Annotated in this window: 13 protein-coding genes and 4 tRNA genes; 13 read left to right on the top strand and 4 right to left on the bottom strand. The window is 51.0% G+C overall.

All coding sequences use genetic code 11. The features are described 5' to 3' along the window. Positions 1-194: 194 nt before the first annotated feature. Positions 195-1,205, top strand: a complete 1,011-nt coding sequence (locus HB631_RS12500; protein ID WP_213991494.1) for a hypothetical protein — start codon at positions 195-197, stop codon at positions 1,203-1,205. Positions 1,206-1,238: 33 nt separating this feature from the next. Here the strand turns inward: HB631_RS12500 and HB631_RS12495 are convergent, their stop codons facing one another. Continuing rightward, positions 1,239-1,898: an amino acid ABC transporter permease gene (locus HB631_RS12495; protein WP_213991493.1), complete on the bottom strand. Its 660-nt coding sequence runs from the start codon at positions 1,896-1,898 to the stop codon at positions 1,239-1,241. Between the two features lie 27 nt (positions 1,899-1,925). Next, the gene (locus HB631_RS12490; protein ID WP_213991492.1) at positions 1,926-2,696 is read right to left on the bottom strand and encodes an amino acid ABC transporter substrate-binding protein; all 771 of its coding nucleotides are present in this window, start codon (positions 2,694-2,696) and stop codon (positions 1,926-1,928) included. A 407-nt stretch (positions 2,697-3,103) separates the two neighbouring features. On the opposite strand from HB631_RS12490, the gene pncC reads away from it, so the two are divergent. The 12 genes from pncC (at position 3,104) to luxS (ending at position 12,843) form a co-directional block, all read left to right on the top strand. Continuing rightward, a complete protein-coding gene (pncC, locus tag HB631_RS12485) occupies positions 3,104-3,592 on the top strand; it encodes a nicotinamide-nucleotide amidase (protein WP_213991491.1) in 489 nt (162 codons plus the stop codon). Between the two features lie 232 nt (positions 3,593-3,824). Further along, a complete protein-coding gene (recA, locus tag HB631_RS12480; RefSeq protein WP_213991490.1) occupies positions 3,825-4,895 on the top strand; it encodes a recombinase RecA in 1,071 nt (356 codons plus the stop codon). A 51-nt stretch (positions 4,896-4,946) separates the two neighbouring features. Continuing rightward, positions 4,947-5,468 (top strand): regulatory protein RecX, encoded by a 522-nt coding sequence (locus HB631_RS12475; RefSeq protein ID WP_213991489.1) that lies wholly within the window; start codon positions 4,947-4,949, stop codon positions 5,466-5,468. A gap of 201 nt (positions 5,469-5,669) precedes the next feature. Further along, complete coding sequence (gene alaS / locus HB631_RS12470; RefSeq protein ID WP_213991488.1) at positions 5,670-8,297, top strand: alanine--tRNA ligase; 2,628 nt, start codon at positions 5,670-5,672, stop codon at positions 8,295-8,297. A gap of 250 nt (positions 8,298-8,547) precedes the next feature. Then, on the top strand, positions 8,548-8,733 hold the full coding sequence (gene csrA, locus HB631_RS12465; RefSeq protein WP_132926210.1) for a carbon storage regulator CsrA: 186 nt from the start codon (positions 8,548-8,550) through the stop codon (positions 8,731-8,733). A gap of 265 nt (positions 8,734-8,998) precedes the next feature. Then, positions 8,999-9,091: transfer RNA gene (locus HB631_RS12460), tRNA-Ser, on the top strand. A 9-nt stretch (positions 9,092-9,100) separates the two neighbouring features. Beyond that, a tRNA-Arg gene (locus HB631_RS12455) sits at positions 9,101-9,177 on the top strand. 160 nt (positions 9,178-9,337) lie between these two features. Continuing rightward, a tRNA-Arg gene (locus tag HB631_RS12450) sits at positions 9,338-9,414 on the top strand. 158 nt (positions 9,415-9,572) lie between these two features. Further along, positions 9,573-9,649: transfer RNA gene (locus tag HB631_RS12445), tRNA-Arg, on the top strand. Positions 9,650-9,846: 197 nt separating this feature from the next. Then, positions 9,847-10,413, top strand: a complete 567-nt coding sequence (yqaB, locus tag HB631_RS12440) for a fructose-1-phosphate/6-phosphogluconate phosphatase (RefSeq protein WP_213991658.1) — start codon at positions 9,847-9,849, stop codon at positions 10,411-10,413. Positions 10,414-10,604: 191 nt separating this feature from the next. After that, entirely contained in the window at positions 10,605-12,167 is a 1,563-nt protein-coding gene (gene gshA, locus HB631_RS12435) for a glutamate--cysteine ligase (protein WP_213991487.1), read from the top strand. A 160-nt stretch (positions 12,168-12,327) separates the two neighbouring features. Beyond that, a complete protein-coding gene (gene luxS, locus HB631_RS12430) occupies positions 12,328-12,843 on the top strand; it encodes an S-ribosylhomocysteine lyase (RefSeq protein WP_213991486.1) in 516 nt (171 codons plus the stop codon). A 74-nt stretch (positions 12,844-12,917) separates the two neighbouring features. Here the strand turns inward: luxS and HB631_RS12425 are convergent, their stop codons facing one another. Together HB631_RS12425 and HB631_RS12420 are read right to left on the bottom strand one after the other, a co-directional pair. Beyond that, positions 12,918-14,210 (bottom strand): HlyC/CorC family transporter, encoded by a 1,293-nt coding sequence (locus HB631_RS12425; RefSeq protein WP_213991485.1) that lies wholly within the window; start codon positions 14,208-14,210, stop codon positions 12,918-12,920. A gap of 52 nt (positions 14,211-14,262) precedes the next feature. Beyond that, entirely contained in the window at positions 14,263-15,054 is a 792-nt protein-coding gene (locus HB631_RS12420; protein ID WP_213991484.1) for an inner membrane protein YpjD, read from the bottom strand. Positions 15,055-15,255: the final 201 nt, after the last annotated feature.

The raw sequence follows: 15,255 nt of genomic DNA, 5'->3' as shown, positions 1-15,255 counted from the left end.
CTTGCAGCCTTGATTCCATGTTTCTGTAAAGGGCGGGCAAAACCCCGGTTGCCGTATTACTCTCGGTGTCCAGGGGCAAAAGGCCAGGCGTCCGTCATATCCGACTGATAGTTTTAGGTATAAAAATTAGCTGTTTACCCTGTAGATGGTAAACTCAAGTAACGTTATAACAGTGTAATTCACCCGGGGGCGGCATGGATGGAGCGTTGATTTTCTGTAAAGACTCAATATTGAGATTTCGTTCAGATTATGACGATTTGACGGCGGTTCCCCTTTTATCGATCCAGGAATGTCTCGAGGAAGAAAATTCGTTATTCCTTCTGCAATATTTCCGGCATCACGTCATCATTGAAGAGGATACGACGCTGTCTGATATGTTTCTGGCGATTGAGCCCTGGGCCAACGTCCTGGCTGCGTACCTTGACATAGATGTGATGGCGTATATTGATGAAATCAGAAAGCCCTCTCAGGCGGAGGCGGTGTTCGACTGGATCGGCATCCAGAAAGTGACGTCGGTGCACCGCGCTTATCAGCACCATAACATCCAAGAAGGTGAAGACCTGAGCAGCTATTTCAACCGTGAACGCATTCCCACCAAGCGCTTCGATATTGAAGCCGCGTGTACCGCCAATGGCTATAAAAAAGGTGATAAAGAGCATTACAGTATCAGCGGGGACATACATACCGTAAAGAACGTGCCGGTGGTGATAAGCGATCGCCAGGTTTTGGTAAGCTATGGCCAGGATAAAAATAATCTTTTAAATCATAAGCATACTGGCGTAGTGGTTAACAATAAGACAACCTACATACAAGGCGAGATCTCCTTTTCTTTGAATGAAGTCATGGAGGCGCTGTTTAATGACGGTTTGTTTTATTTTTCGCCGCAAACCGCCAGCCATGACATGGAAATGATTAAAGAAATGGCTGAAATGATTGAAAAAAACGAGGATGAAAATAAAGAAACAATCCTGAACCCCAGATTTGATGAAGGCCAGAAGGCGGATGCAGACAATAAGATAAAAGTTGAAATTGCCGAAGGGGCTTTTGATCCGATGATTGATCATATGGAATCTGAACAGGCGTACTGGCAATATGTTAAATCCCTTTGTGACTCAAACAGCGAACTGCCCATACGAATCGGCCAAATAGATGAGGCCAAATCACCGGAGTATCGCTTTTCCAATTTTATTATGGATGATAATTAACCTAAACCATAGGTGTCCTCAGGTTGCGGCAGATTATTCGTAACGACGGAAATAGATTTCCAGCCGAGTTTGCAATTTGCTGAGCACCGTACAAAACATCAGATAGATGAACGCCGCTTCGATATACAAAATGAGAGGTTCATAAGTTACGGATACGATGCGCTGCGCTGCCAGGAACATCTCCGGCACCGTGATAACCGCCGCCAGCGAGGTATCTTTAATAAGCGAAATGAATGAATTGGCCAACGGCGGCAGCGATACGAATACCGACTGGGGTAAAATGACCCGACGCATGGCCTGGGGACTACTCATGCCGATGGAGTAGGCCGCCTCCCACTGCACTTTGGGTACCGACACGATGGCGCCGCGGATAATCTCCGAACTGTAGGCGCCCACGTTGAGGATAAAACCTATCAATGCGGCCGGGAAGGCGTCCAACGTGATGCCGGCGCTGGGCAAACCGTAGAAAATAACAAACAGCTGCACCAGCAACGGAGTGCCGCGGATCACCCAGACATAAAAGTCCGCTATTCCTTTAAACGGTTTTGGGCCATACAGCCGGACCAGTGCCACCACAAAAGCCAGCACCAATCCTCCGATAAAGGAAAGAACCGCCAGCGGCAGGGTAAACATCACTCCGGCTGTAAATAACCGCCAAAAGGAGTCCAACATCAGTTGAAGCCAGGATGGCATCGGCAAGAACCCCTTAAGGGTGAAAAATTACTTAGAGATATCCTGTCCGAAATAACGGATAGAAATAGTTTTATAGGTGCCGTCCGCTTTCACTTCATCCAAGGCGGTATTCAATGCTTTCACCAGCGCCGGTTGATCTTTGCGGATCAGAATTCCTGACGGCGCGTTTGCCGCCTGGGTTGCCACCACTTTCAGCGGCGCATCAGGTTTGTGCTTTTTGAAATCGAGATAGGATAAATTATCGTTAAGGGTTGCCGCGGCGCGTTTGCTCAACACCAGGTCCAAAGATTGGTTGAATCCGTCGGTGGGCACCAGTTCGGCACCGTATTTGGTCGCCAGTTGTGAAAAATTACTGGTTAAACTTTGTGCCGCCTTTTGTCCCTTCAAATCAGCAAAATCTTTGATGGTGGTATTATCGTCACGGGTAATCAGAACCACTTTTGAATCAATGTAGGGTTTGGAAAAATCAAATTTAACCTGGCGCTCCGGCGTTATCCCCACCTCGTTGATAACCGCGTCATAACGCTTTGCGCTCAGCCCGGCAATAAGCCCATCCCAGCGGCCCTCGACAAACTTAGCCTTAACCCCGAGCTTGGCGGCCACGGCACGCCCTAAATCAACGTCGAACCCCACCAGATTATTATTGCTGTCGTGAAAGGTATAAGGGGCGTAAGTTCCTTCGGTACCGAAACTAATGGTGCCCGCGGCTTTGATTGCCGCCAGTCCGTCTTCCGCTTGAGCCTGCACCGCGCTAAAAAACAGGGACCCGGCTACCAGAGCTAATGTGATTTTTTTCATCGTTATTCCTGAAAGTGACAGTGGAAAAGACGCAAGAGGCGCCTTATATGTCGGAGAATGCTAATCCACTTTGTATTTTGCAATAAATTCCATTAAGTCATTAGAAAGCACATTAAATTATAACGGATGAATTGGAAAGAACGATAGAGCATCATCCGGCGGGTGACAAGTTAAAAATCGGTTTTGCCAAGCCACCGCCCGACCCGGCTATACTACTTCTGCGCGTCCCGGTTTTTCTCCCGCTGCATGTCGCCATGGCTGACTGCCGCCGATGACGCTATGATATTCGCCGTATGCCGGAACCTAAGGCCAAAAATTGGAATGCGCCTTGCACTAATTTAAAAAAACGGCACGAGAGTCTGCGTGCGCATTCCCCTTTGACCTATTTCACATCAGGATGGGGTATTATGAAAGACGAAGAACTTTTTCAACTGAGTGCCCGCCTCGGAGCGGCATTGAAAGAGAAGGGCAGTTTTATTACCTGTGCCGAATCCTGTACCGGCGGTTGGATAGCCAAGACCATTACCGATACGTCAGGCAGCGCCGGTTGGTTCGATCGCGGCTTTGTGACTTACGGAAATCAGGCAAAATCGGATATGCTGGGAGTCAAAGCCAGTACGCTGGAGCAGCATGGGGCGGTGAGCGATCCGGTGGTTCTGGAGATGGCGCAAGGGGCGCTGGCGGCGGCGGCGGCCGATTACGCCGTGGCGGTCAGCGGCATCGCCGGGCCGGACGGCGGCACGATTGAAAAACCGGTGGGCACCGTGTGGTTCGGGTTTGCCGCCCGTGACCGCGGTCCGTTCTCCCAACTGATGCATTTCGACGGCGGCCGGGATGACGTCCGCAGGCAGGCGGTGCATTTTGCCCTGAAAACCCTGTTGGACACATTTTTCTGAAAAACACTTGATACTGTATGATTGTACAGTATACTTGGCAACAACACCGTTATATGCCCAATGGCTTTCAAGTTGCAGCAAGGCGGCAAGTCCGTGAGTCCCCAGGAGCTTAGATAACTAAGTGACTGGGGTGAGCGGGCGCGGCCAACACAGTTGCAACTTGAAAGATGACGGGCATAGATGTTTGGCGAAAGAGGGTAGCGATGTCGCTCCCCGCTTGATAGGAGTTGAAATGGCTATTGATGAGAATAAACAAAAGGCGTTGGCGGCGGCATTAAGTCAGATTGAAAAACAGTTTGGCAAAGGCTCCATCATGCGTCTCGGTGAAGATCGTTCAATGGATGTCGAGACGATCTCCACGGGTTCTCTTTCCCTTGATATTGCGCTGGGCGCCGGTGGTTTGCCCATGGGGCGCATAGTTGAAATCTATGGGCCGGAGTCCTCGGGTAAAACAACGCTGACCCTGATGGTTATCGCCTCCGCGCAGCGCGAAGGTAAAACCTGCGCATTTATCGATGCCGAACATGCCCTCGATCCCATCTATGCTAAAAAATTGGGTGTGGATATTGATAACCTGCTGTGTTCGCAGCCGGATACCGGTGAGCAGGCGTTGGAAATTTGCGACGCGTTGACCCGCTCCGGCGCGGTGGACGTCATTATCGTCGACTCCGTCGCGGCGCTGACGCCGAAAGCTGAAATCGAAGGTGAAATCGGCGATTCCCATATGGGGCTGGCGGCGCGCATGATGAGCCAGGCCATGCGTAAACTGGCGGGTAACCTTAAAAATGCCAATACGCTGCTGATCTTTATCAACCAGATCCGTATGAAGATTGGTGTCATGTTCGGAAATCCCGAAACCACGACCGGCGGTAACGCCCTGAAGTTCTACGCTTCCGTACGTCTGGATATCCGCCGCATCGGTTCTATCAAAGAGGGTGAAGTGGTGATAGGCAGCGAGACGCGGGTGAAAGTGGTGAAAAACAAAGTGGCCGCGCCCTTTAAACAGGCTGAGTTCCAAATCCTTTATGGGGAAGGCATCAATGTCTATGGCGAATTGGTGGATTTGGGCGTCAAGCACAAACTCATCGAAAAAGCCGGCGCCTGGTACAGCTATAACGGCGAGAAAATCGGCCAAGGCAAGTCCAATGCCTGTGTTTTCCTGAAAGAACGCCCTGAGATTTTCGCCGAATTGGATAAAAAATTACGGGATATGCTGTTGCACAATACCACTGCCACTGGTTTTGCCAGTGAAAGCGAAAGCTTTGATGAAAGTACCGCCAGTGAGAGTAGCGAGGAAATGTAAGCTTTCCATGCCGGAACAACGATGTGTTCCGGCGGATGAGCGGTTAACGCCATGACAGCATTGCTCGATCGTGCATTACATATACTTTCATTACGGGATCATAGCGAAGCCGAGCTGCGACGCAAACTGGCGATGCCGTCAGCTGAAGGGCGGCGATGGAACCGACGTCCTCCCGCGGTGGAAGTTTGTTCAAACGATCTGCAGCATGGTGTAGAGGATGATGCGGCTGAAATTTCTCAAGCCGAACTAGAAGCGGCAATCGAATATTGCCGCCAAAATGATTGGTTGAACGATAGCCGCTTTGCCTTGAGGTATGTAAACAGTCGCAGCAAAAAAGGGTACGGCGAACAAAAAATTCGCATGGAGCTTATTCAAAAGGGAATAGATCGAGACACCATCAATAACGCCTTTACCGAGGCGGCCATTGATCGGTCCGCACAGGCCAAGGAAGTCGCGTGGAAAAAATTCGGGCAACCTCTTTCCACAGATCGCCTGGTAAAAATCAAAGTGCAGCGTTATCTTCTCACCCGCGGTTTTTCCTTTGAAGAAATACAGTCAATCTATACCCAATAGATTTCGAGTTGCAGCCAACTCAGCGGCAAGTCGAAAGATGAAGGTATAATTAATTTATAAATTGGTTGCTATGACATTTTACTTCGTACCAAAGAAAATTTATCTTATTCCCACTTTTGAGTTCGTGAACGCTACTGTAGCGCCCTAATACTGCGCTATTCTGTTTTCGATCCGTTCGTTTAGCTTGATTCCGGGACAACTATGAGCAAGAGCACCGCTGAGATCCGTCAAGCGTTTCTCGATTTTTTCCATAGCAAAGGACACCAGGTAGTCGCAAGTAGCTCCCTGGTGCCCGATAACGATCCGACATTGTTGTTTACCAATGCCGGCATGAACCAGTTCAAGGATGTTTTCCTTGGTCTGGATAAACGCCAGTACCAGCGCGCCACCACATCACAGCGGTGCGTTCGCGCCGGCGGTAAGCACAACGATCTGGAAAATGTCGGTTATACCGCCCGTCATCACACTTTTTTTGAAATGCTGGGCAATTTCAGCTTCGGCGATTATTTCAAACATGACGCCATCAGTTTCGCCTGGGAATTATTGACCGGCGAGCAGTGGTTCAACCTGCCGAAGGAAAAGCTGTGGGTGACCGTGTATGAAACAGATGATGAAGCCTACAATATTTGGGCGCAGGAAGTGGGTGTGCCCCGCGAGCGAATCATTAGGATAGGCGATAACAAAGGCAGCGCCTACGCCTCGGATAATTTCTGGCAAATGGGGGACACCGGTCCATGCGGCCCCTGCTCGGAAATTTTCTACGATCACGGCGATCATATCTGGGGCGGCCCTCCGGGAAGCCCGGAAGAAGACGGCGATCGTTATATTGAAATCTGGAACCTGGTTTTTATGCAGTTCAACCGCCAGTCGGACGGAACAATGCTGCCCCTGCCGAAACCCTCTGTGGACACCGGCATGGGGTTGGAGCGCATCACCGCGGTTTTACAGCATGTGAATTCCAATTATGATATCGATCTGTTCCGCACCCTGATTGCCGAAGTGGCGAGCGTGACCGGTTGTACGGATCTGACCAGTAAATCCCTGCGGGTGATTGCCGATCATATCCGTTCATGTGCTTTCCTGGTGGCGGACGGCGTGGTGCCTTCCAATGAGGGGCGCGGTTATGTGCTGCGGCGCATCATCCGCCGCGCGGTGCGTCACGGCAATATGGTGGGCGCGCGGGAGACATTCTTTTACAAGCTGGTGGCGCCGTTAATCGGCGTTATGGGTCCTGCCGCCGAGAGCATGAAACGGCAGCGCGCCTTGGTTGAACAGGTGTTGCGCACGGAAGAAGAGCAGTTTGCCCGTACCCTTGAACGCGGCCTGGCCCTGCTGGATGAAGAGCTGTCCAAATTGAAAGGGGATACGCTGGATGGCGAAACCGCTTTCCGTTTGTATGATACCTACGGTTTCCCGCTGGATCTCACCGCCGATGTTTGCCGCGAGCGGCAATTGAAAGTGGATGAAGAAGGCTTTGAGCGGGCCATGGATGAACAGCGCCGTCGCGCCCGCGAATCCAGCGGCTTTGGCGCCGATTACAACAGTATGCTGCGGGTGGATGAGGCCACCAGGTTCTTCGGTTACGAAGAGGTGCGGCATCAGGGCAAGGTGACCGCGCTGTTTCGTAACGGTCAGTCCGTGCCCGCTATACAGTCCGGCGAAGATGCGGTGGTGGTGCTGGACGAGACGCCCTTTTACGGCGAGTCCGGCGGTCAGGTTGGCGACAAGGGCGAGCTGAAAGCCGGGCTGGGGCTGTTTAAGGTAACCGACACGCAAAAATATGGCCAGGCCGTAGGCCACCTGGGCCAGCTCGCCTATGGGGAATTGAAGGTGGGCGAACCCGTGGAGGCCGGTGTCGATCTGGCGCGGCGTAACCGTATCCGTTTGAACCACTCCGCCACGCATTTGCTGCATGCAGCGCTGCGCCAGGTGTTGGGCGATCATGTGGCGCAAAAGGGCTCACTGGTTAACGATCAGTACCTGCGCTTCGACTTCTCCCACCCGGAGGCGATGAAACCCGGGCAAATCCGTGAGGTGGAAGATATCGTCAACGAACAGGTCCGCCGCAACCTTCCCATCCATACCGATGTCATGGATCTGGAAGCAGCACGCGCCACAGGCGCCATGGCGCTGTTTGGCGAGAAATACGATGCAAAGGTACGGGTATTGACGATGGGGGACTTCTCCACCGAGCTGTGCGGCGGTATTCATGCTTCCCGCACCGGTGATATCGGTTTGTTCCGTATTCTGTCCGAATCCGGCACCGCTGCGGGTATCCGTCGTATCGAGGCGGTGACCGGCGAGGGCGCGCTGGCGACATTGCACCAGCAGAGCGATGTTATCCGCGATCTTGCCCAATTGGTGAAAGGCGACAGCCAGAACCTGCCGGATAAAGTAAAGGCCTTGCTGGAACGTACCCGCCAGTTGGAAAAAGAGCTGCAGCAGCTTAAAAGCCAACAGGCTGCCCAGGAGAGTTCCGCTCTTACCGGTAACGTAAAATTAATTAACGGTGTCAAAGTACTGGTCAGTAAACTGGATAATGTGGATCCCAAGATGCTGCGTACCATGGTTGACGATTTGAAAAACCAGCTGGGTTCCGCAGTGATAGTATTGGCGACGGTGGCGGATGATAAGGTCAGTTTGATTGCCGGGGTAACGAAAGATTTAACCGATCGTATCAAAGCCGGCGATCTCATCAGCCATCTGGCGGGTCAGGTCGGTGGTAAAGGTGGCGGACGGCCCGATATGGCCCAGGCCGGTGGCAGCGATGTCAAGGCTTTGCCCGCGGCGTTGTCAGGGGTTGAGACATTTTTGGCAGCGAAATTCTGAGCGCGATAAGAATACGTTATTATCAACGCCATAGCTTTCTGTTAAGTTATGGCGTTTAGATTCGTATTATTTCCGGGGTCAAAAGTTAGGCGCGAAGCTGGTCATATCGACTAAACTTATACCTGATGTTGAAAGTTGTCAGCCTGCTGGCATTTTATGTCACTAACATGACTTACGTTTTCACGGTATATGATGGATAATGGCGGGAAACTGAGAGACCCGACTCTTTTAATCTTTCAAGGAGCAAAGAATGCTTATTCTGACTCGTCGAGTTGGTGAAACCCTCATGATTGGCGATGAGGTAACGGTTACGGTTTTAGGAGTCAAGGGCAACCAGGTACGTATCGGTGTCAATGCGCCTAAAGAAGTTTCAGTTCACCGTGAAGAAATATACCAGCGAATCCAGGCTGAAAAGTCACAACAGAACCCATTCTGATTTTCATGCGCCTTGCGTTAGCGAGGCGCAGCTTATTATGTGTCGAAGTTTTCTAATTCATTTCTAAATATTCTTCCATTCATTCGTGGTGCTTATCTGCTTTCAGCGGATTATGGGCGATTGACCGCTATTGCGCTGTCAATGTGTGCAAGTTGCATGGGATTTAGGCAAACGCTTCGCAGACGGGAAAAATTGTTTGACTTATCAGGCCGGGAAAGTAATATGTGCGCCACGCAGTGCCGATGAGCTTTTACACCGGCGCGTAGGTGAGGTGGCCGAGAGGCTGAAGGCGCTCCCCTGCTAAGGGAGTATACGGTCAAAAGCTGTATCGAGGGTTCGAATCCCTCCCTCACCGCCATTTATTAATGCATCCATAGCTCAGCTGGATAGAGTACTCGGCTACGAACCGAGCGGTCGGAGGTTCGAATCCTCCTGGATGCACCATTCACTGCTGGAATAGCGCCATCAGTGGTAAGTAGCGAATAAGATAATCGATGTTGGTTGTTACAATATCATTGTTTATCAGGCAACAAACTGGATTAGGTCCATAACATACGGCAACGAACAAAAGCATATGCTCGAGTTCTAATCCATCAAATACAATGCATCCATAGCTCAGCTGGATAGAGTACTCGGCTACGAACCGAGCGGTCGGAGGTTCGAATCCTCCTGGATGCACCATTACCTTCTTGATTAATTTCAGTAAGAAAATGGTTGGTAATAATATTTAACGTTAATAGTCAAATATTGTTATTTATCAGCAAATATATAGGATCAAGCCAGATAAATACGGTCACTCACTAAAAGGAGTTCCGGGGGTTTAATCCGCACGACGTTTTGCATCCATAGCTCAGCTGGATAGAGTACTCGGCTACGAACCGAGCGGTCGGAGGTTCGAATCCTCCTGGATGCACCATATCTTACCTCATCTCGATTACCCTATTATCATCCCTTTCCCTGTCGTGCTTATAACGTTGTAATGTATTCTTTTATACCCCATTTCCTCTGATACCGCCGATAGCCTTTACCCCCGCGTTTCCAGTAACAGAAAAAGCGACAACTTTATGACTTTGCGTTACAGTAAAGCCCTATTATGAGTATCAGGAAGCGATGATGTACGACCAATACGATGGGCTGATCTTTGATATGGACGGAACGCTGCTCGATACCGAGCCCACCCACCGCAAAGCCTGGCATCAAGTACTCAAGCAATATGGCATGCATTACGATGAGAGAGCGATGGTATCGTTAAATGGATCGCCAACATGGCTAATTGCTAAAACGATCATTGACTCTCACCACGCCTCCATGGATCCCTATGCACTGGCCATTGAGAAAACCGCCGCGGTCAAAGCTATGCTGTTGAATTATGTAGAGCCATTGCCGCTGGTCTCGGTGGTGAAGGAGTATTACGGTAAACGTCCGATGGCGGTCGGCACCGGCAGCGAGCATGCCATAGCGGTGGCGCTGCTCGAACATTTAGGGTTGCTGCGTTATTTTGATGCGGTGGTGGGGGCGGACGACGTGAGTCACCATAAGCCCCATCCGGAGACCTTTTTACGCTGCGCCGAGCTGATGGGGGTGGTCCCCGAAAAATGTATCGTTTTTGAAGATGCTGATTTTGGAATTTTGGCCGCAAAATCCGCAGCAATGGCCTATGTTGATGTTAGGTGCCGTTGATCGTTAACCGCCTATGTTCTTGACGGAGCGTAGATACCGCATCGATGGCATTCCGCCGGCGACGGCCCGGGATAGCACGTTCGCACACATAAGAGCCGGATGTTAAATGCGTTAATGATAACGATAGATAGCCATAAACGGGCAGATTCAATTATGCTAACCCAATATAAAATTTTCCGCGGGAGGTCAATTTGATCCCGGACGTATCAGAAGCGCTTTCATGGCTGGAAGCCAATCCTCACGCACTAAAAGGTATTCGTCGCGGAGTCGAACGCGAAACCTTGCGTATTTCCGCCGATGGAAGTTTGGCACAGACACCGCATCCCGAATCCCTTGGCGCGGCGTTGACTCATAAATGGATTACCACGGATTTTGCCGAGGCGCTGCTTGAATTTATTACGCCGGTAGATGAGGATGTGGATCATCTATTGACATTTTTGCGGGATATTCACCGCCATGTGGCGCGCCATTTGGGCGAAGAACGTATGTGGCCGCTGAGTATGCCGTGTTTCATCGATAGTACCCAGCCCATCGAGCTGGCGCAGTATGGCTCCTCCAATCAGGGCCGGTTTAAAACACTGTATCGCGAAGGACTGAAAAACCGCTACGGCGCGTTAATGCAGGCCATTTCCGGCGTACATTACAATTTTTCGCTGCCGTTGGCATTCTGGCAGGCGCGCACCGGCGTTAAAAACGAGATGGACGGCAAAGATCAAATTTCCGCCGGCTACCTGCGCTTGATCCGGAACTATTATCGTTTTGGCTGGATCATTCCTTATCTGTTTGGCGCCTCGCCGGCAATCTGCTCGTCATTCATTGATGGGCGCAAGACCAATTTGCCGTTTGAAAAAGCCGGATCCGGCATGATCTACCTGCCTTATGCCACCTCGCTGCGGTTAAGCGACCTGGGGTATACCAGTAAGTCACAAAGCCAATTGGGTATTACCTTTAACCGTCTGCCGGACTATATCGCCGCCCTGAAACAGGCCATTAAAACCCCTTCCGCCGATTATCAGCGCATCGGTATGAAGAAGAACGGTCAATATTTGCAGTTGAATACCAACGTCCTGCAAATCGAAAATGAACTTTATGCGCCGATTCGCCCCAAACGTATTACCCGACCGGGAGAAACCCCGTCAAATGCTTTAAAGCGCGGCGGCATCGAGTATATTGAAGTGCGTTCTTTGGACATCAATCCTTTTTCACCCATTGGTATTGATGAGCAGCAGTCGCGCTTCCTGGATCTTTTCCTGATATGGTGTACGTTGGCCGATGCGCCTGAAATGAGTGCGGAAGAGCTATTGTGTACCAGGACCAATTGGAATAGCGTCATTCTGGAAGGGCGTAAACCCGGTTTAATGCTGAGCGTCGATTGCGGTACGGCGCAGTTGCCGTTGGCGGACGTGGGCAAAGCACTATTTCGGGACTTACGCCGTGTAGCGGATATTCTCGACAGCAACAATCACAACCGGCTCTATCGCCAGGCCAGCGATAATCTGGTGGCGGCCTTCGACGATGCCGACTTGACGTTTTCCGCCCGTATATTAAAGGGTATGCAGGAGTACGGTATCGGGGGGCTGGGATTGAAGTTGGCTAATGAATATCGCCGGATGTTATGCGACGAGCCGCTGGAAATTTTAACCGAAGAAACTTTGGCGGCGGAACAGGCGCGTTCGTGGCAACGTCAGCGGGAGCTTGAGATGGCGGATACCCTAAGTTTTGAGGAGTATCTGGCTAAACAGAACGGTGAGTAGAAAAAAGAAAAGGCCACAGAAACTGTGGCCAAACAAACATCTCTGAAAACAGGGATGATGATAACAAATGCGCGTCTTTCACTAATTATGACTCGCGGCTAGCAATAAAGTTTCCACTACCAGTTAAAAAAATTTAATTTTTATTAGAGGAGGTGACGATATGCCACTGTTGGATAGCTTTACCGTAGACCACACCCGCATGGCGGCGCCAGCGGTTCGTGTTGCTAAAACCATGAAAACCCCCCATGGCGATACCATCACCGTCTTTGATTTGCGCTTTTGCCGACCCAATCTGGAGGTCATGCCTGAACGCGGCATTCACACTCTGGAGCATTTGTTCGCCGGTTTTATGCGTAATCATCTCAACGGTGACGGCGTGGAAATTGTTGATATTTCCCCCATGGGTTGTCGCACCGGTTTTTATATGAGCCTGATCGGCGCACCGGACGAACTCCGGGTAGCCAAAGCATGGAAAGCCGCGATGGAAGATGTGCTGAAGGTAACCGATCAGAAAAAAATTCCTGAACTGAACGAATTTCAATGCGGAACCTATCATATGCACTCCCTACCGGAAGCGCAGGAGATAGCCCGGCATATTCTCGATAGCGACGTTCGGGTAAATCACAACGAAGAACTGGCTCTGCCGAAAGAAAAGCTGGCCGAGTTACATATCTAGGCCAAGGCGCGTTGTCAGTAAGCTCAGCCCTTCTAACGAGGGGCTTTTTTATGGCATGTCCATTTACGGCCCGGCTAAACGGTTTCCTCCACGCCCGCTTTAAACGCCTTAAGGGGCGTGATCCGCACCTGTTTGATCATATTGTCCTGTACCGCCAGGATCTCGATCTGGTAATTGCTTATCTGGGTATGGGTGCCCACCGCCGGAATATCCTGCAACGCCTCCAGCAGCATACCGTTCACCGTCCTCGCCTCCGCCTCCGGCAGCGTCCAGTTAAAGGCTTTATTCAACTCGCGAATATTGGCGCCGCCTTCAATCAGGACCGAACCGTCGCTTTGCGGAATCACTTCTTCCGCCAGAGTCGGCGACATGGAGGTGGTGAAATCGCCGACGATTTCCTCAAGGATATCTTCCACCGTCACCAGGCCTTGAATATCGCCGTATTCATCGACAATCAGCCCGACCTTTTCCTTATTACGCTGGAATTTCACCAACTGAATATTTAGCGGGGTACCTTCGGGGATGTAGTAAATTTCATCGGCGGCGCGCAGCAGGTTTTCCTTGGTGAACTCCTGCTTTTCAGTCATCAGGCGGTAGGCTTCCCGGACCCGCAGCATACCGATGGCGTCGTCGAGATTATCCCGGTAGAGCACGATGCGGCCATGGGGCGAGTGGGTAAGCTGGCGGATGATGGAGCGCCATTCATCGTTGACGTTTATGCCGACGATTTCATTGCGCGGGACCATGATGTCGCCGACGCTGACCTTCTCCAAATCCAGCACCGAAATCAGCATGTCCTGATTGCGGCGGGAAATCAGCGATCGGGATTCATTCACGATGGAGCGCAATTCATCCTTGCTCAAGGCATCATTCAAATTTGAGGGTACCTTGATGCCCATGATCCGCATCAGGATGCGGGTGATGATATTCAGCAGCCACACCAGCGGCAGCATGATCTTTTGCAGCGGTACCAGCAACAGACTGCTGGGCAAGGCGATCTGTTCCGGATAAAGCGCCGCCACGGTTTTCGGCAGCACTTCGGCAAACAGCAAAATAACAAACGTCAGTACACCGGTGGAAATCGCCACGCCGATATCGCCATATAACCGCATACCGATAATGGTCGCCAACGCCGATGCCAGAATATTGACTAAATTATTGCCGATCAGCACCAGGCTCAACAGACGATCGGTGCGGCGCAGTAATTTTTCCACGCGCCTGGCGCCGCGGTTGCCCTGTTTGGCTAAATGACGCAAACGATAACGATTGAGCGTCATCATCCCGGTCTCAGAACCGGAGAAATAGGCAGACACCAGCACCATAATTACTAAAATTATTATCAGTGTACTGGTTGAAACATGTTCCAACGTGGGAATTCCTTATGGGCGTTAAACGTGACGGCTGATTGCGGACAGGGGCTTATCCCGCCATGACATTTTGCCAAATGCGGCTACCGAAGTAGGCCAGTGTCAACAACAGTATCCCCAGCAGGCTGAGCCACACCACGCGGCGGCCCCGCCAGCCTTCATGATAATGACCCCATAATAGCGCAATATAAACAAACCAGGCCGCAATTGAGAGCACGGCTTTATGCTGATTTTCGCCGTTGAACATGTTTTGCATATACAACAGGCCGCTGGCAAGCGTTAGGGTTAACAGGATCACCCCTACCTGGGTGATATGGAACATCTTTCTTTCGATGGTCATCAACGGCGGCATATCGGCGCTGAAACTCAATTTCTTGATTTTCAGCATATGATCCAGCCAGGCCAACTGACCGGCGTACAGCGCGGCGATAATCAGCACGGCATAGGAAAACAGCGCCAGGCCGATATGCACCAATAATCCCGGCGTGGTCTCCAGATGGGTAATAAACTCTCCCGGCATGATGGTGGCGGCCGCCAGATGAATCATCGCCAGGATATAAACCACCGGCAGCAGGAACCAGCCCCGGTTACGGGTCGCCACTACGGTCATCACGACGCAAATCATCAGGCTGACTAATGAGCCGATGTTCAGCAGACTCAGGTTTTGCCCGGCCTGAACCGAAAAAATCCGCAGATACAGCACGCAGGCGTGGCTGACCAGCGCCACAAAGGCCGACAGCAGCGCCAGGCGGCGGTAAGCACTGTTCCTGCGCAAAATGCCTGGCAGAATAAGGCCGAGACTTAATGCATAGGCAATAAAAGCCAGAAGGGCTATCCACGACATATCGGCTTGGGACTTAACATAAAGAGAATGAAACGAGCAGTATAACGTTAGCGGCGTTTTGCTCCAACCGTTCTCGACGTCAATACAGAGATCTGTCGCCGCTTCGTGTTATGATAGCGGCAATAATATTGCCTATAAGCAAAAATGCCGCCTATAAGCGATAATGCTGCATACAGGCAAAGATGCTGGATACAAGCGATA

The organism is Sodalis sp. dw_96, assembly GCF_018449575.1.
Lineage (GTDB): Bacteria > Pseudomonadota > Gammaproteobacteria > Enterobacterales > Enterobacteriaceae > Acerihabitans.
This window is presented reverse-complemented; position numbering and strand designations above follow the sequence as displayed.